The organism is Lysobacter sp. MMG2, assembly GCF_016735495.2.
Classification (GTDB): domain Bacteria; phylum Pseudomonadota; class Gammaproteobacteria; order Xanthomonadales; family Xanthomonadaceae; genus Lysobacter_J.
This window is the reverse complement of sequence record NZ_JAERQY020000006.1, coordinates 124,352-140,326: the sequence shown is the minus strand read 5'-3', so window position 1 is coordinate 140,326 and position 15,975 is coordinate 124,352. Positions and strand designations below refer to the sequence as shown.

Genomic DNA, 15,975 nt, shown 5'->3' with positions numbered 1-15,975 from the left:
CGATCGGGCTGCCATCTCCCGGTCGGATCGTCGAACGCGTCGGCGTTCGCGTTGCGCATATTCTCTATGAACGCGCGTCTTCGCGCAATACCGGCCATGCAGCGCGCAGGTATGCGAAGCCAGACCACAGCGTCAGCAATGCAGCCGCAGCAAGCAGCCATTCGCCGACCAGGAAGATGTTCACTCCATACAGCGGCTCCTGGTACAGCAGGCATACCAGCGCCACCATCTGCACGATCGTCTTGATCTTGCCGATCGAAGCGACCTTCACAGTGGCGCGCTGGCCGAGTTCGGCCATCCACTCGCGCAGCGCGGAAACGGCGATTTCACGGCCGATGATGACCGCCGCCCACAGCGCCATCCACACGGTTGGATGTTTCTGCACGGTCAGCAGCAGCGCGATGGCGACCATCAGCTTGTCGGCAACCGGATCGAGGAACGCGCCGAACGCCGAATACTGGTTATAGCGGCGCGCGATCCAGCCATCCAGCCAGTCGGTGATGGAGGCGAACGCGAAGATGAAGGCCGCCGCGAAATTGGTCCACTTGTAGGGCAGATAGAAGACCAGCACCAGCACCGGGATCAGCAGGATCCGCAGCAGGGTCAGCATGGTCGGTACGGTCAACTTCATCCTTCGCTCCGCGCGCCGCCGGTCGGTTCGGGCATGTCCAGGGGGGTGGGTCGTTCGGTGGGCCTGTCGGGGACGTCCAGCCCGTGCAGGGTCGCATAGATACGCTCGGCCAGGGCGGCGTTGATGCCGTCCACGCGCGCGATCTCCTCGATACCCGCCGCCTTCAGGCCCCCTAACCCGCCGAAATGCCGCAACAGATTAGCGCGACGGCGCGGGCCGATGCCGGCGATGTCCTCCAGTCGGCTGGTATTGCGCGCCTTCTGGCGGCGGCCGCGGTGGCCGGTGATGGCGAATCGGTGAGCTTCGTCGCGAACCTGCTGAACCAGCTGCAGCGCGGGCGATTCGGCCCCGGGGTGCACGGTCCGGCCGTCGGGCAGGAGGAGCTCCTCCTCGCCGGGCCGGCGTTCGGGCCCCTTGGCCACGCCCACGAGGGTCACCCCCTCCACGCCCAGGTCGCCCAGCACGGCACGCGCCTGGGCGACCTGCCCGGCACCGCCGTCGATCAGCAGGACGTCCGGCGTCACGCCGCCCTCCTCCACCGCACGGCGGAAGCGGCGCTCGATCGCCTGATGCATCGCTGCATAGTCGTCGCCTGGTTCGATGCCGCTGATGTTGAAGCGCCGGTACTGCCCGCGGACGGGGCCTTCGGCATCGAACACCACGCACGAGGCCACCGTGGCCTCGCCCATGGTGTGGCTGATGTCGAAGCATTCGATGCGCGAAGGCAATGCCGCCAGCCCCAGCATCTCTCGCAGCGCTTCGGCGCGCGCATGCTGCGCCGCATGGCTGGTGCGTTCGGCCGCCAGCGAGAGCTCCGCGTTGCGCCGCGCCATATCGAGGTAACCCGCGCGTTCGCCGCGCACATTGCACTTGATCTGCACGCGGCGCTCACCGGTACTGGAGAGCGCGTGTTCGATCAGCTCGCGATCGGGGATGTCGCGATCCAGCACGATCTCGCGCGGCGGCGTTTGTTCGCCGTAGTACTGGGAGACGAAGGCCGCCAGCACTTCCTCGGCATTCTCGCTGCCGTTCGTTTTCGGGAAGAAGGCGCGCGTGCCCAGGTTGCGGCCATCGCGGAACGCCAGCAGCAGGACGCACGCGGCCACGCCATGCATGGCGATCGCCAATACGTCCAGGTCGGCCGCGCGTCCGTCGACGTACTGCCGTGCCTGTAGGCTGCGGATGGAGGCGACGAGGTCGCGCAGCCGCGCGGCCTCCTCGAAATCCAGCCGCACGCTGGCCGCCTCCATCGTCTTCACCAGCTCGTCGCTGAGCTCGTCGCTGCGCCCTTCCAGAAAGAGGCCGGCGCGGCGCACGCTTTCCGCGTAGTCGCGCGCCGGCACCAGGCCCACACACGGCGCGCTGCAGCGACCGATCTGGTGCTGCAGGCACGGTCGCGAACGGTTGCGGAACACGCTGTCCTCGCAGCTGCGCAGCTTGAACAGCTTGTGCATGAGGTTGAGCGTGTCGCGCACTGCGCCGACGCTGGCATAGGGGCCGAAGTAGCGTCCCGGGATTGCGCGTGGACCGCGGTGCATGGCGATGCGCGGCCAGGCTTCCTGCGTCATCAGCACGTACGGGTAACTTTTGTCGTCGCGCAGCAGCACGTTGTAGCGCGGCTTGAGCGACTTGATGAGCTGGTTTTCCAGGATCAGCGCTTCGGCCTCGGTGCGCGTCACCGTGACTTCCATTCGCGCGGTCTGCGCCAGCATCGCCATGATGCGCGCGGACTTCGGTGTCGCATTGAAGTAGCTCGACACACGGTTCTTCAGTGCGCCGGCCTTGCCGACGTACAGCACGCTCTCGTCCGCCGCGATCATCCGGTAGACGCCGGGCGCGGTGCTCAGGTGCTTGACGAAGGCCTTGCCATCGAAGGCCGGTGCGACGGTTTGGCTCATGAATGCGCGGGCCGTCCGCAGGCTGGCCGCAGGAACGGCGGGATGCGGCTGGAAGCCGCGATGGGAAGCGGGACGATGGCGGGCGTTGCGGTCATGAGCATCGGCTCAGGGATGGGGCCGATTATGCGTCAGGGCAAGGCTTGCGCGCCGTGCGGAACACGCTCTGTGCGCCGGTTCAGCCCAGGCGCGACGCGTACTCCCGGCGCAGGCGTGCGATCACGCCGTCGGCCGCGCGGTCCAGGAGCTGGTAGACGTGCTCGAACTGTGCGGCGCCACCGGTATAGGGATCGGGAATCTCGCCCTCGCCCGCCATGCCGGCCCAGTCCAGCAGCAGGTCGATGCGCGCGTGCGCGTCGGCCGGGGCCCGGGCGCGCACGTCGCGCAGATTGGCGCGATCGGCGCACAGCACCCAGTCGAAACGCCGGTAGTCCACGGACGCGAGCTGACGCGCGCGCAGTCCGCTGATGTCGATGCCGTGTTGCGCTGCATTGGCGACCGCGCGCCGGTCCGGTGGCTCGCCGACATGCCAGTCGCCCGTGCCAGCCGAATCCAGTTCCACGCGTCCCGCCAGCGTCGAAACGGCGATGCGCGCGCGCAGCACGCCTTCGGCCACGGGCGAACGGCAGATGTTGCCCAGGCACACCACCAGCAGGCGGACCGGTTCAGCCATGGCCGGCGGCGATCCAGGCTTCGGCGCGGGCCAGGTCTTCCGGCGTATCGACGCCGGGCGGGAACGGTTCGGGCGTCACGCCGACCCGGATGCGGTAACCGGCTTCCAGCACACGCAATTGCTCCAGTGATTCGACCTGCTCCAGCCGCCCCGGCGGAAGCGCGGCGAAGCGCTGCAGGAAGCCTGCGCGGTAGCCGTAGATGCCGATGTGGCGCAGCCATTCGCCATGCTCGTTATCCGGCATGCGACTGCGGTCGCGCGCGAACGCATCGCGCGGCCACGGAATCGGCGCGCGACTGAAGTACAGCGCATGGCCGTCGCCGTCACGAACCAGCTTCACGGCGTTGGGATCGAACAACGTCTCCACGTCGGTGATGGGCGCCGCGAGCGTCGCCATCACCGTCTCGCCGTCCTGCATCAGCGCTGCAACCGCGCGTATGCCGGAGGCCGGCGCAAACGGTTCGTCGCCCTGCAGGTTCACCACGACGGTGTCGTCGCTCCAGCCGGCAATGCGCGCGCATTCGGCCAGCCGGTCGGTGCCGGAGGTGTGGTCCGGCGATGTCATCGCCACGCGCACGCCTGCACCGTCCAGTGCGGTGGCGATGCGCTCGTCGTCGGTTGCGATCCAGACCTCGCGTGCGCCGGCCTTCAGCGCGCGGCGGGCAACGTGCAGCACCAGCGGCTCGCCGGCCAGCAGGCGCAGCGGCTTGCCCGGCAAGCGGCTGGCGGCGAAGCGCGCCGGAATGGCGACGACGAAACCGGGAGTCTGCGCGTTCACGTCTTCTTCCTCGCTTTCGAGCCGAGTTCGCGGCATTCACGCGCCTTCGCAGCGATGCGGTCGAGCAGGCTCACCCAGAACGCTTCGGGCAGCTCCGCGCGCACCGGCACGCTGAAGAAGCGGTCGTCGGCGAAGGCCGCGCACTTGACCGCATCCTTCTCGGTCATCAGCACGGGCAATTCGCGGCTGCCGAATTCGAAATCGACGGACTGGTACTGGTGGTGATCGGAGAACGCGTGCGGCACCACAGCGATACCGAAATCGCGCAACGTCGTGAAGAAGCGTTCGGGATCACCGATGCCGGCCACCGCATGCACGCGCTGTCCGGAGAAGGCGCTCAGTTTGCGCGGCCGTCCGCCCAGCATCGGATCGACCATGTCGGCCACCAGCCGCATCGACCATTCGCCGAAGCCCGTGTCGGCGCCGCCCGTGCCCACGTTCACCACGCGGAAATCGCAACGCAGCCCGCGCTCGGGCAGTTCCCGCAACGGGCCTGCCGGCAGCAACTGGCCGTTGCCGTAGCGACGACGGCCGTCGACCACTTCGATCTCGATGTCACGCGCCAGGCGGTAATGCTGGAGGCCGTCGTCGCAGATGACGAGGTCGCAGCCTGCCTCCGCAAGCGCTTTCGCAGCCGCGGCGCGGTCGCGATCCACGCGCACCGGCGCGCCGGTGCGATGTGCGATCAGGACGGGCTCGTCGCCGCCCTGCGCGGCATCGGTGCGCGTGTCGACCCAGCGCGCCGTCGATGCGTCCTCGCGGCCGTAACCGCGACTGGCAACGCCGGGATTCCATCCTTCAGCGCGCAGGCGCTCAACCAGCGCGATCGTCAGCGGCGTCTTGCCGGCGCCGCCGGCGGTGATGTTGCCGACCACCAGCACCGGCACGCCGGGATGGCGTCGCTTCAACCAACCCTTCAAATACGCACTGCGACGCACTCCGCTGATCGCGCCGTACAGACTGGCCAGGAGTCGCGCGCCGATCGGAGCCGGCCGATCGCCGTACCAGTACGCCGGGGGATTCACCGGGCCTTTGCTCACCGTATTTCCTTCATTCCGCCTCGCGGAACTGCATGCGGTGCAGGTGCGCGTAAAGTCCGCCCTGCGCCAACAACTGCGAATGCGTGCCGCGCTCGACGATGCGACCCTGGTCGAGCACCAGCACCTGGTCGGCGTGTTCGATCGTGGACAGGCGATGCGCGATGACCAGCGTGGTGCGGTTGGGCATCAGATGCTCCAGCGCGTCCTGCACGAGGCGTTCGGATTCAGTGTCCAGCGCGGCGGTCGCTTCGTCCAGGATCAGGATCGGCGCGTCCTTCAGCATGGCGCGGGCGATGGCGAGGCGCTGGCGCTGGCCGCCCGACAGACGTCCGCCCTTGGCGCCAATGTCGGTATGCATACCCTTGGGCAAGCGCTCGACGAATTCCATCGCGTTGGCGCCGCGCACGGCGCGTTCCAGCGTATCGGCATCGGCCGACTGCATCTCGCCGTACGCGACGTTGGCCGCGACGGTGCCGTCGAACAGCATCACCTGCTGCCCCACCAGCGCGACCTGACGGCGCAGGTCGGCCAGGTGGTAGTCCTGCAGCGGATGCCCATCGAGCAGGATCTGGCCTTCCTCGATTTCATAGAAGCGCGGGATCAGCTTGATCAGCGTGGACTTGCCGCTGCCGGAGCGGCCGACGATCGCCGTGACCGTGCCCGGTTTCGCCTCGAAGGTGATGTCGGACAGCGCCGGCTCGGCTTGGCCGGGATAGCGCGCGGTGACGTGGCGGAACTCGAGCAGGCCTTGTGCGCGCTCAAGCGGGCGCGTGCCGGTGTCCACTTCGTCCGGCGTGTCGAGCACGTCGAACAGTCGCTCGGCGGAAGCCACGCCCCGCTGCAACATGCCCTGCACATTGGTCAGCTGCTTCAGGGCGGGGATCACCGCGAGCATCGCCACCATGAGGCTGACGAACTCGCCGGCGGTCAGACGGCCCTGCATGGCCTCGCGACCGGCGAAGAACAGCAGCAGCGCCAGGCCGATCGCGCCCATCAGCTGCACCATCGCCGAGGAGATGCTGCGCGTGGATTCGACCTTCAGGCTCAGGCGCAGATGGTGCTCGGCCTGGCCGGAATAGCGCGCCAGTTCGGTCGACTGCGCGCCGTACACCTTCACTTCCTGGTGGTTCGACAGCGCCTGGTCGGCCGATTGCAGCAACTGCGCTCCGCTCTCCTGGATGCGGTGGCCGATGCGACGGTAGCGACGCCCGACCTTGTCCATCGTCCACGCCAGCATCGGCCCGAGCAGCAGCACGGCCAGCGTCACGCGCCAGCTGGTGTAGAGCATCACGCCCAGCATCACCAGCACCTGCAGCGACTGCTGCAGCATGACCTTGGCCGCATCGATGGCGGCCTGCGCGACCTGGTCGCTGTCCGAACCCAGGCGGGTGAGCATCGACGACACCGGTTCGGTGTCGAAGCGCAGGCCCGGCAGGCGCAGGTACTTGCCCAGCACCTGCACGCGCAGGTCGCGCGCGATGCTGCGTCCGGCGCGCGCCATGAAGGTGTCGGTCAGATAACCGGCGAGGCCGCGCGCCACGAAGATGCCGATGATCGCCAGCGGCAGGATCAGGCCCACGTTCGGATTGCGGCTGACGAAGGTCAGGTCGACCATCGGCTTCATCAGTTTGGTGAACGCACCGGCCGCGGCGGCTTCGATCAGCATGCCGACCAGTGCGATGAGCAGAACCGAGCGGTACGGCGCGACGAAATGCAGCAACCGGCGGTAGGTCTTCCAGGGCGAGACGTCGTCGCTCACCTGGCGGTCTCCGCTGCCGCTTCGCGCGTCTGCGGCGCGGTCGCGTTCATCACCTTGCGGAAGCCGAGCTGGCCGAGTGCGTCGTACACCGTGACCACGGCCTGGTACGGCGTGCGCGCGTCGGCGCGCAGCATCACCGGGCGGTCGCGGTCGTTGCCGGCGACTTCGGAGATGGTGCTCTTGAGCGACTCGACGTCGCTGCGCAGCACTTCGCGGTCGTCGACAAAGTAACGACCTTCGGCATTGACGAGCACGATCAGCGCCTTGGCCGGATCGGTGTTGGCTTCGCCGGTGGCGCGCGGCAGTTCGAGCTTGAGCACCGATCGCGCGTCGAACGTGGCGGTGACGACGAAGAAGATGATCAGCACCAGGATCACGTCGATGAGCGGCACCAGATCGATGTGCGGCTCATCGTCTGCGCGGTGGTCGCGGATACGCATCGGGCGCGTCGCCTCAAGCCGCCTGCGGGGTGCGCACGGCGGTGGCCGGGCGCGTGTCGAGCGTGTCCATGAGCGCGATGGCCTCGTGCTCCATCGCCACGATGTACTCCGAGATGCGGCCGCGGAACCAGCGGTGCGCCATCAGGGCCGGAATCGCGACGATCATGCCGGCGGCGGTACACACCAGCGCCTTGCCGATGCCGCCGGCGAGCTGGTTCACGTCGCCGATGCCGTGGTCGAGGATGCCCAGGAACATCTGGATCATGCCGACCACGGTGCCGAACAGGCCCAGCAACGGGCCCGCCGCGGCGATGGTGCCCAGCGTGTTCAGGTAGCGCTCCATCTTGTGGACGAGGTGGCGGCCGACGTCCTCGATGCGCTCGCGGATCTGGTCGCGGGGACGCAGGCGCACGTCCAGCGCGGCGGCCAGCAGCTCGCCCAGCGGCGAGGTGCGGCGCAGGGACTCGATGTGGGCGGGGTCCAGCTTGCCGCTGCCGGCCCAGGTGCGGACTTCCTTGCCCAGGTTGGGGGGCAGCACGGCGGTGCGCCGCAGCGTCCAGGCGCGCTCGACGATCAGCGTCAGGGCCAATACCGACAGCAACAACAGCGGAATCATCGGCCAACCGCCGGCCTTGACCAGTTCCAGCACGCGAACTACCCCTCCGGCCCTCGGCCGTCTCGATCTGGCCGATAGGATAGCCCAGCCGGATGCGACTCCCCTCGCCGCGCGGCGTCCCAGAGCCGCGGGTGTGCATGCCGTCGCGCTTCCACCTCCACGCCCCCGGCATTCAGGCGAACGCGCAGAGCGCCTTCGCCGGCCGTGCCATGCACGGTTGCCCCCATGCGGCGCCAGCGCTCGACCACGAACGGGCGCGGATGCCCGAACCGGTTGCCGTGTCCAGACGACACCAGCGCGACCGACGCCCCCGTGCCGGCGATGAAGGCAGGGTCCGAGGAACCGCCGCTGCCGTGGTGGGCGACCACGACCACGTCGGCGCGGATGTCGGCCGCTGACTCCCGGGCGAGACGCCGCTCGATCACCTCACCGATGTCTCCCGTCAGCAGGGCTGCCCGTCCACGTGCTTCGACGCGCAAAACGCAGCTGGATTCGTTGCGCAGGTAGGGAAAATCGACCGGCGGATGCAGGAAGCGGAAGCGGACGCCGTCCCAGGCCCACTCTTCGCCTGCACGGCAGGCTCGCCCTCCGGGCAGGGCGAGCCCTTCGGGGGCAAACAGGGCCGGCACGGGGAAAAGCCGCTGCACCGACGGCCATCCCCCGGCATGATCGTTGTCGCCGTGGCTGACCACGGCCGCGTCCAGCCGTGTCACGCCCAGCGCATGCAGGACCGGTACGACCGCGCGCTCCCCGGCATCGAATCCATCGGGAACCGCGGGTCCCATGTCCACCAGCAGCGCGTGGTGCGTCGTGCGAACCAGCACGGACAGCCCCTGCCCTACGTCGATCACCACCAGCTCGGCCTCGCCCGGGGCCGGCAGTCGACGGTCAGGCCACAGCAGCGGCAACCACATCAGCACGGCCAGCGACTTGCCCGGCGTACCGCGCGGCAGAAGTAACCAGAACGCGCCCAGCAAGGCGAGTGGCAGGGCGAACCAGCGCGGCTCGGGTAGCCACCAGAGGGACAACGGGCTCGCTGCGAGCCGGACGAACAGCGGCCAGGTCAGATCGAAACACCAGGCAGCGGCCTGCCACGCCCAACCACCGGCGCCGGGATGCAGCGACTCCAGTCCCAGTCCGATCAACGACAGCGGCACCACAACCAGGCTCCACCATGGCACGGCGAGCAGGTTCGCCAGCGGCCCCGCGAGGGAAGCCTGCCCAAACAGGATCGCAGCCAGCGGCAGCAGGCCGAGCGTCGCCACGGCCTGCGCGGAAAGAAAGTCACGCACTGCACGGCCACCGCTGTCGGGCAGGCACCACAGAAGCCAGGCGACACCAGCGAAACTTAGCCAGAAGCCGGCCGACAGAACGGCGAGTGGATCCACGAGCAACATCGCGAATGCCGCCAGCGCCAGGCATTCCCCCGCGGACATCCGACGCCGCAGCATCCGCAGACCGGCCACGATGGCGATCATCAGGGCCGTCCGCACGGTCGGCAACGCGAAACCCGCAATGGCGGTGTAGACCACCGCACCGGCAACGCTGCCGGCCGCAGCGGCGACCTGCGCAGGCACGCGACGCGCGAGGTTCGGCCACAACCACCACACCCCGCGGATCAGCAACGCGAAGAAGCCTGCGACCAGGCCGACGTGGAATCCGGAGATCGCGATGAGGTGCGTCAGACCATTCGCACGCAGGACGGTCCAGTCCTCATCGTCCAGGCCACGAACGTCGCCCAATGCGAGCGCGCGAATGAAGCGCGCGGACGAGTCGGGCACGCGCACGACGATGCGTTCCGACATTGCGTCACGCCATGCGTCGATGCCCCGTGCGGACGTCAGAAGCCGCGCGGATGCAGGGTTGCGTACGTAGCCCATCGCCGCGATGCGCTGGGCCATGGCGAACTTCTCTGCATCCGCGCCGCCTGGATTGCGCAACCCGCGTGGCGCACGCAAGCGGAGCTCGAAACGCCAACGCTGGCCGGCGCGAAGCGTGGTGCGTCGTGCGGGATCGTCTTCGTACCAGGCCAGTCGCAGGATGCGACCTCGAAGGTTTGCATCCTGCACCGCATCGTCGACGCGCAACAGGAAGCTCGTGCGGCGCGGCTCATGTGCGGGCAGGTCGAGGATGCGGCCGGTCACGACGGCGTCGTGCCGCGCCGGCTCCGCCGGCAGTTGCAGCGACAGCGCATGCACCGCGTGCAGGCCGGCCAGGGCGTGACCCAGCAGCATCCAGCCCATCAACAGCGTGAATGTGCGCGGCGACCGGATGCCTCGCCATACGCATCCGATGCCCACGATGACCATCGCCAGCGAAGCCCACCACGGCAACAAGCCTGACGACCATAAACAAACGAAGACGCCGATCAACAACGCGAGCGCTGCAGCGATTCCGAACGGCGGCGTCCCTGCCGCTGGCGTCACCCGTCAGACCTCGCTGGGGGGCAACTCGCGCAGTTTGCCCTCGTGCAGCTCAAGCACCCGGTCCAGACGACGCGCCAAACGACGATCGTGCGTAACCAGCACCAGTGCGGTGTGCTGCTCGTGGTTCAACGCAAGCATTAACTCGAACACCGTCGAGGCGGTCTTCTCGTCGAGATTACCGGTGGGCTCATCGCCCAATACGCACGCCGGCCGATTGACGAGCGCTCGTGCCACAGCGGCGCGCTGACGTTCACCGCCGGACAGCTCACCGGGCTTGTGTTCGAGGCGATGGCCCAGCCCCACGGCTTCCAATAGCGCTTTCGCCTGCCTGTTCGCATCGGGTACGTGCGCGCCGGAGAGCAGCACCGGGAGCATCACGTTCTCCAGCGCGGTGAACTCCGGCAGCAGGTGATGGAACTGGTAGACGAAGCCGAGCGACTTGTTGCGCAGTGCGCCGCGGTCGGCATCGGACAGCGAACTCATCTTTCGCCCTGCAACGAACACCTCGCCCGCCGTCGGCCTGTCGAGGCCGCCGAGCAGATGCAACAGCGTGCTCTTGCCTGCGCCGGAGGCACCCAGGATGGCGACGGTCTCGCCCGACTGGACCGCCAGGTCCAATCCGGCGAACACCGGTGTGCGCAACGAGCCCTCGGCATAGGTCATCGCCAGGCCTTCCGCGCGGATCGCCTCGCCCTGGTGCTTGATTGCCTGCATGGCCTCACTCATAGCGCAGCGCCTCCGCCGGAGCCGTGCGCGCTGCGCGCCAGGCGGGGTAGATGGTGGCGAAGAACGCCATGACGAGCGCGACGGTGGCGATCACCACCACGTCGCTGGCCTGCAGATCGGTCGGCAGGCCGGTGATGTAATACACATCCTCGGGCAGCAGTTGCACGCCCACAACGGCTTCGATCGCCTTGAGGATGTGCTCCAGATTGAGCGTCAGTACGATGCCGCCGATCACGCCGATCACCGTGCCGATCACGCCAATCAACGTCCCCTGGACGACGAACACCTGCATCACTCCGCGCGGCGTGAGGCCCAGCGTGCGCAGGATCGCGATATCGGCCTGCTTGTCGGTGACCAGCATGACCTGCGAACTGACCAGGTTGAACGCGCCCATCGCGATGATCAGCGACAGGAGGATCGCCATGATGGTCTTTTCCATCTTGAGCGCGCGGAACATGTTGGCGTTCTCGCTGGTCCAGTCGCTGACGCGGTACGGACCGCCCAGCGAGACGGCGAGATCACGCGCGACGTCCCATGCCTTGTCCATATCGTGCAGGCGCAGGCGGACGCCGGTGACGCCCTCGCCCATGCGCAGCAGCCGCTGCATGTCGTGCATGTTGGTGACGGCCAGGCCCTTGTCGAAGTCGTTGTAGCCCGCTTCGAAGATGCCGCTGACGGTGAAGCGCTTGAGCTGCGGCACGGCGCCCAGCGGCGTGCTGCGGAAGTCCGTCGTGGTCATCACCACGCTGTCGCCGATGCCGACGCCGAGCCACAGCGCCAGTTCCTTGCCCAGCACGATGTTGAAACTGCCCGGCGCGAGGGAGTCGAGCTTGCCCTGCACCATCTTGTCGGCCAGGACCGAGACCTTGCCCTCCTGGTCCGGCAGCACGCCACGCACCAGCGCCGGCTGGTTGCGGGCACCGGACAGCAGGGCCTCCTTCTCGATGTACGGCGCTGCACCGGCCACGCGCTTGTCGGCCACGGCCTTGGCGATGGCCGCCTGCCATTCGGTCAGGGGTTCGCCGTAGGCGCTGACAGTGGCATGCGCCGCCATCTGCAACATGCGGTCGCGGATCTCACGCTGGAAGCCGCTCATGACCGCCAGCGTCGTGATCAGCGCAGTCACGCCGAGCGCGATGCCCGCGATGGAGGCCAGGGAGATGAAGGAGATGAAGCCGTTCCGGCGTTTGGCGCGCAGGTAGCGCAGGCCGATGGCCACTGGGATGGGTTTGAACATAGCGGGCTAGGATGCCATCGAACGCGGTGGCTGCGCAGCCGTTTGGACAGGAAGAGCCAGCCGCAGTTCACGGCGTTCGCGGGACGGCAGTGTGTCCGGCCACCAGGCCAGGCGCTGGCGGCGCCCGGTTGCGTCGCGGTAGCGCAGGAAGGCGAGCGGCCCGCGCCAGTGCAGGTCCAGCGCGTCGACAGGCAGGCCATCGACCATCGCCCGCCCCTCCCCGGCCAGCACCAGCATCCTCATTGGCCGCACGGCCTCGCGCCGCGAGAGCCGGAGGCCCTCGGCCATCGCGGCGAGCGCGAGCGGGATCGACCACCCCAGCGGCATTTCGCTCGCGATGACACCGAGCGCCGCGAGCAGCCCGAGTATGAAAAGCGCCCGCGTCAGCCAGCGCGACGGCCGCCACTCAAGGCGGCAAGGTGCGGATGCGTGCGACGAGGGCGGCGAGTTCGGCATCGGCGGGCGTTTCGTGTCCCATGAACCAGTGCCAGAGCTTATCGTCCTCGATTTCCAGCAGGCGTAGGAAAACCGCGTGTTCGGATGCAGGAGCTTGCCGCCATTCGCGGTCAAGGTACCGCTCGAGCAACCGATCCAGTTCCCGCATGCCGCGGCGCGAGCGCCAACGCAGGCGGCTCAGTTCGCGTTCGATGTCCTCGCTCATGTGAGCCACCAGCCCAGTGCGATCACGGCCCACAGCGCCCACAGGACCATGCCGCCCGTGACGTAGGCGTAGAACCGGTGCATGACCTTGTTGTAGGTGCAGTGGATCGCGCTGTGGACGATGCGAAGCAGGACGAACGCCCATGCCAGCGCCACCGTCACCGCGTTGACCTGCGCCGTCAGCGCGGCCACGACCAGCGCCAGGTAGAACAACACCGGCAACTCGAACAGGTTGCGGAAGTTGTCGGCGGCGCAACTGTCGGTCAGGCGCGCGGCGGACTGCGCCGAGGTGGCGACGGCTTGCGGATGGATGCGCTCACGCTTCATCTGCCCGATGCGCATGACGTACATGCGCCACCACACCACGCAGGTGAGCGCGACCATCGCCATCGCCGGAACGAAGATCAGCCTGTTGTCCATGTCATTCCCCTGAAACGTTCCAGAAAAAAGGGCGCACTCTCGTGCGCCCCAGTTCCGTACACAGCGGCCACCATCCGCCCGATCAGGCGCGACGCGCCAGCATCAGCTTCTTGATCTCGCCGATCGCCTGCGCCGGGTTCAGACCCTTCGGGCAGGTGCGGGCGCAGTTCATGATGGTGTGGCAGCGGTAGAGCTTGAACGGATCCTCAAGGTCGTCCAGGCGCGCACCGGTGTCCTCATCGCGCGAGTCGACGATCCAGCGATAGGCCTGCAGCAGGATCGCCGGGCCGAGGTAGCGGTCGCCGTTCCACCAGTAGCTCGGGCAGCTGGTCGAGCAGCATGCGCACAGGATGCACTCGTACAGGCCGTCGAGCTTCTTGCGGTCTTCCGGCGACTGCAGGCGCTCGCGATCGGACGGCGACGGGCTCTGCGTGCGCAGCCACGGCTTGATCGAGGCGTACTGCGCGTAGAAGTGCGTCAAGTCCGGAACAAGGTCCTTCACCACCGGCATGTGCGGCAGCGGGTAGATCGGCACCTCGCCGGCGCTGCAGTCCTCGATGGCCTTGGTGCACGCCAGCGTGTTGGTGCCGTCGATGTTCATCGCGCACGAACCGCAGATGCCTTCGCGGCACGAGCGACGGAACGTCAGCGTCGGATCGATCTCGTTCTTGATCTTGATCAGCGCGTCCAGAACCATCGGGCCGCACGTCGCCATGTCCACCTCGTAGGTGTCCACGCGCGGGTTCATGCCGTCGTCGGGGTTCCAGCGGTAGACCTTGAAGGTGCGCGCCTGCTTGGCGCCCTGCGCCGGCCAATGGCGGCCCTTCTGGATCTGCGAGTTCTTCGGGAGGGTAAATTCAGCCACGGTTGCTCGCTCCGGTCAGTAGACGCGCTTCTTCGGCGGAACCACGGCCACGTCGTCGCTCAACGTGTACATGTGCACCGGGCGGTAGTCGATCTGGGTCTTGCCGCTCTCGTCGACCGAGCACAGCGTGTGCTTCTGCCAGTTGGCGTCGTCGCGATCCGGGAAGTCCTCGCGGGCATGCGCGCCGCGCGATTCGGTGCGGTTCTCGGCGGACACGATCGTCACCAGCGCCTGGTCGAGCAGGTTCGACAGCTCGTAGGTCTCGATCAGATCCGAGTTCCAGATCAGCGAACGGTCGCTCACCTTCACGTCGGCGAAGGATGCGTGGATCTCGCGCATCTTGCGCACGCCGTCGGACAGCGTCTCGCCGGTGCGGAACACGGCCGCGTCGGCCTGCATCGTGCGCTGCATCTTGTCGCGGATGACCGCCGTCGGCGTGCCGCCATTGGCGTTGCGCAGCTTGTCCAGACGCGCCAGCGCCGGATCGCAGGCGTCGGCCGCCAGCGCGGCGTGCTTGCCATCGCGCTTGACGGTTTCCGCCGCGCGGTTGGCGACGGCGCGACCGAACACGACCAGGTCGAGCAGCGAGTTCGAACCCAGGCGGTTGGCGCCGTGCACCGACACGCATGCGGCTTCGCCGATCGCGTACAGACCCGGGACCACTTCGTCCGGGTTGCCGTTCTTCAGCTGCACCACTTCGCCGTGGTAGTTGGTCGGGATGCCGCCCATGTTGTAGTGAACGGTCGGGATCACCGGGATCGGCTGCTTTTCGACGTCGACGTTGGCGAAGATGCGCGCCGACTCGGCGATGCCCGGCAGCTTCTCGTGGATCACTTCCGGGCCCAGGTGCGTGAGGTCGAGCAGGATGTGATCCTTGTGCTCGCCGACGCCGCGGCCTTCGCGGATTTCCATCGTCATCGCGCGACTGACCATGTCGCGCGGAGCGAGGTCCTTCACGCTCGGTGCGTAGCGCTCCATGAAGCGCTCGCCGTTGCTGTTGCGCAGGATGCCGCCTTCGCCGCGCACGCCTTCGGTGATCAGGCAGCCCGCGCCGTAGATGCCGGTCGGGTGGAACTGCACGAACTCCATGTCCTGCATCGCAAGACCGGCGCGCAGCACCATGCCGCCGCCGTCGCCGGTGCAGGTATGGGCCGAGGTCGCGGAGAAGTACGCGCGACCGTAGCCGCCGGTGGCCAGCACGGTGCCCTGCGCCTTGAACAGGTGCAGCGTGCCTTCGGCCATGTCGAGCGCGAGCACGCCACGGCAGGCGCCGTTGGCGTCCATGATCAGGTCGAGCGCGAAGTACTCGATGAAGAACTGCGCGTCGTGCGCCAGCGACTGCTGGTAGAGCGTATGCAGGATCGCGTGGCCGGTGCGGTCGGCTGCGGCGCAGGTGCGCTGCGCCGGCGGACCTTCGCCGTAACGCGTGGTCATGCCGCCGAACGGACGCTGGTAGATCTTGCCGTCCTCGGTGCGCGAGAACGGAACGCCGTAGTGCTCCAGCTCGATGATCGCCGGGATGGCCTCGCGGCACATGTATTCGATCGCGTCCTGGTCGCCCAGCCAGTCCGAACCCTTGACGGTATCGAAGAAGTGGTAACGCCAGTCGTCCTCGCCCATGTTCGCCAGCGCGGCGGCGACGCCGCCCTGCGCGGCCACGGTGTGCGAGCGCGTCGGGAAGACCTTGGTGATGCAGGCCGTCTTCAGGCCCTTCTGGGCCAGGCCGAAGGTGGCGCGCAGGCCGGCGCCACCGGCGCCGACGACCACCATGTCGAAAGTATGTTCGTGGATCTTGTAGGCGGGCACGGC

At 67.9% G+C, this 15,975-nt stretch carries 16 protein-coding genes; all 16 read right to left on the bottom strand.

What is annotated here, in order from left to right:
- Positions 1–64: 64 nt before the first annotated feature.
- The 16 genes from pgsA to sdhA all read right to left on the bottom strand — a co-directional run bounded on the left by pgsA (position 65) and on the right by sdhA (position 15,972).
- Positions 65–631 (bottom strand): CDP-diacylglycerol--glycerol-3-phosphate 3-phosphatidyltransferase, encoded by a 567-nt coding sequence (pgsA, locus tag JI752_RS18595; protein WP_216967053.1) that lies wholly within the window; start codon positions 629–631, stop codon positions 65–67.
- Positions 628–2,529, bottom strand: a complete 1,902-nt coding sequence (gene uvrC, locus JI752_RS18590; RefSeq protein WP_216967050.1) for an excinuclease ABC subunit UvrC — start codon at positions 2,527–2,529, stop codon at positions 628–630. Before uvrC ends, pgsA begins: the two co-directional genes overlap by 4 nt.
- Before the next feature lie 175 nt (positions 2,530–2,704).
- Entirely contained in the window at positions 2,705–3,199 is a 495-nt protein-coding gene (locus JI752_RS18585) for a low molecular weight protein-tyrosine-phosphatase (protein WP_216967047.1), read from the bottom strand.
- Entirely contained in the window at positions 3,192–3,977 is a 786-nt protein-coding gene (kdsB, locus tag JI752_RS18580; RefSeq protein WP_345777376.1) for a 3-deoxy-manno-octulosonate cytidylyltransferase, read from the bottom strand. The genes JI752_RS18585 and kdsB overlap by 8 nt, the downstream gene beginning before the upstream one ends.
- Positions 3,974–5,002 (bottom strand): tetraacyldisaccharide 4'-kinase, encoded by a 1,029-nt coding sequence (lpxK, locus tag JI752_RS18575; RefSeq protein WP_342317283.1) that lies wholly within the window; start codon positions 5,000–5,002, stop codon positions 3,974–3,976. The genes kdsB and lpxK overlap by 4 nt, the downstream gene beginning before the upstream one ends.
- Positions 5,003–5,027: 25 nt before the next feature.
- The gene (gene msbA / locus JI752_RS18570; protein ID WP_345777375.1) at positions 5,028–6,776 is read right to left on the bottom strand and encodes a lipid A export permease/ATP-binding protein MsbA; all 1,749 of its coding nucleotides are present in this window, start codon (positions 6,774–6,776) and stop codon (positions 5,028–5,030) included.
- Entirely contained in the window at positions 6,773–7,216 is a 444-nt protein-coding gene (locus JI752_RS18565) for a biopolymer transporter ExbD (protein WP_216967039.1), read from the bottom strand. Before JI752_RS18565 ends, msbA begins: the two co-directional genes overlap by 4 nt.
- A 13-nt stretch (positions 7,217–7,229) precedes the next feature.
- Positions 7,230–7,865, bottom strand: coding sequence for a MotA/TolQ/ExbB proton channel family protein (locus tag JI752_RS18560; protein ID WP_216967037.1), 636 nt, complete (start codon positions 7,863–7,865; stop codon positions 7,230–7,232).
- Between the two features lie 5 nt (positions 7,866–7,870).
- A complete protein-coding gene (locus JI752_RS18555) occupies positions 7,871–10,258 on the bottom strand; it encodes a DNA internalization-related competence protein ComEC/Rec2 (RefSeq protein WP_345777374.1) in 2,388 nt (795 codons plus the stop codon).
- A gap of 3 nt (positions 10,259–10,261) precedes the next feature.
- Positions 10,262–10,984, bottom strand: a complete 723-nt coding sequence (gene lolD / locus JI752_RS18550) for a lipoprotein-releasing ABC transporter ATP-binding protein LolD (protein ID WP_216967034.1) — start codon at positions 10,982–10,984, stop codon at positions 10,262–10,264.
- Positions 10,977–12,221: a lipoprotein-releasing ABC transporter permease subunit gene (locus JI752_RS18545; RefSeq protein ID WP_216967031.1), complete on the bottom strand. Its 1,245-nt coding sequence runs from the start codon at positions 12,219–12,221 to the stop codon at positions 10,977–10,979. Before JI752_RS18545 ends, lolD begins: the two co-directional genes overlap by 8 nt.
- 6 nt (positions 12,222–12,227) lie before the next feature.
- Positions 12,228–12,677 (bottom strand): hypothetical protein, encoded by a 450-nt coding sequence (locus JI752_RS18540; RefSeq protein ID WP_216967028.1) that lies wholly within the window; start codon positions 12,675–12,677, stop codon positions 12,228–12,230.
- Positions 12,628–12,882 carry a succinate dehydrogenase assembly factor 2 gene (locus tag JI752_RS18535; RefSeq protein ID WP_216967025.1) on the bottom strand — a complete coding sequence of 85 codons (255 nt, stop codon included), beginning with the start codon at positions 12,880–12,882 and terminating at the stop codon, positions 12,628–12,630. Before JI752_RS18535 ends, JI752_RS18540 begins: the two co-directional genes overlap by 50 nt.
- Positions 12,879–13,301 (bottom strand): MAPEG family protein, encoded by a 423-nt coding sequence (locus JI752_RS18530; protein WP_216967022.1) that lies wholly within the window; start codon positions 13,299–13,301, stop codon positions 12,879–12,881. The genes JI752_RS18535 and JI752_RS18530 overlap by 4 nt, the downstream gene beginning before the upstream one ends.
- An 82-nt stretch (positions 13,302–13,383) precedes the next feature.
- The gene (locus JI752_RS18525) at positions 13,384–14,166 is read right to left on the bottom strand and encodes a succinate dehydrogenase iron-sulfur subunit (RefSeq protein WP_216967019.1); all 783 of its coding nucleotides are present in this window, start codon (positions 14,164–14,166) and stop codon (positions 13,384–13,386) included.
- Between the two features lie 15 nt (positions 14,167–14,181).
- The gene (gene sdhA, locus JI752_RS18520; protein WP_216967015.1) at positions 14,182–15,972 is read right to left on the bottom strand and encodes a succinate dehydrogenase flavoprotein subunit; all 1,791 of its coding nucleotides are present in this window, start codon (positions 15,970–15,972) and stop codon (positions 14,182–14,184) included.
- Positions 15,973–15,975 lie beyond the last annotated feature (3 nt).

Bases quoted from the DNA above. Each gene is read 5' to 3' on its own strand.
- pgsA (WP_216967053.1), bottom strand. From the start codon at position 631: ATGAAGTTGACCGTACCGACCATGCTGACCCTGCTGCGGATCCTGCTG.
- uvrC (WP_216967050.1), bottom strand. From the start codon at position 2,529: ATGAGCCAAACCGTCGCACCGGCCTTCGATGGCAAGGCCTTCGTCAAG.
- JI752_RS18585 (WP_216967047.1), bottom strand. From the start codon at position 3,199: ATGGCTGAACCGGTCCGCCTGCTGGTGGTGTGCCTGGGCAACATCTGC.
- JI752_RS18565 (WP_216967039.1), bottom strand. From the start codon at position 7,216: ATGCGTATCCGCGACCACCGCGCAGACGATGAGCCGCACATCGATCTG.
- lolD (WP_216967034.1), bottom strand. From the start codon at position 10,984: ATGAGTGAGGCCATGCAGGCAATCAAGCACCAGGGCGAGGCGATCCGC.
- JI752_RS18545 (WP_216967031.1), bottom strand. From the start codon at position 12,221: ATGTTCAAACCCATCCCAGTGGCCATCGGCCTGCGCTACCTGCGCGCC.
- JI752_RS18540 (WP_216967028.1), bottom strand. From the start codon at position 12,677: ATGCCGAACTCGCCGCCCTCGTCGCACGCATCCGCACCTTGCCGCCTT.
- JI752_RS18535 (WP_216967025.1), bottom strand. From the start codon at position 12,882: ATGAGCGAGGACATCGAACGCGAACTGAGCCGCCTGCGTTGGCGCTCG.
- JI752_RS18530 (WP_216967022.1), bottom strand. From the start codon at position 13,301: ATGGACAACAGGCTGATCTTCGTTCCGGCGATGGCGATGGTCGCGCTC.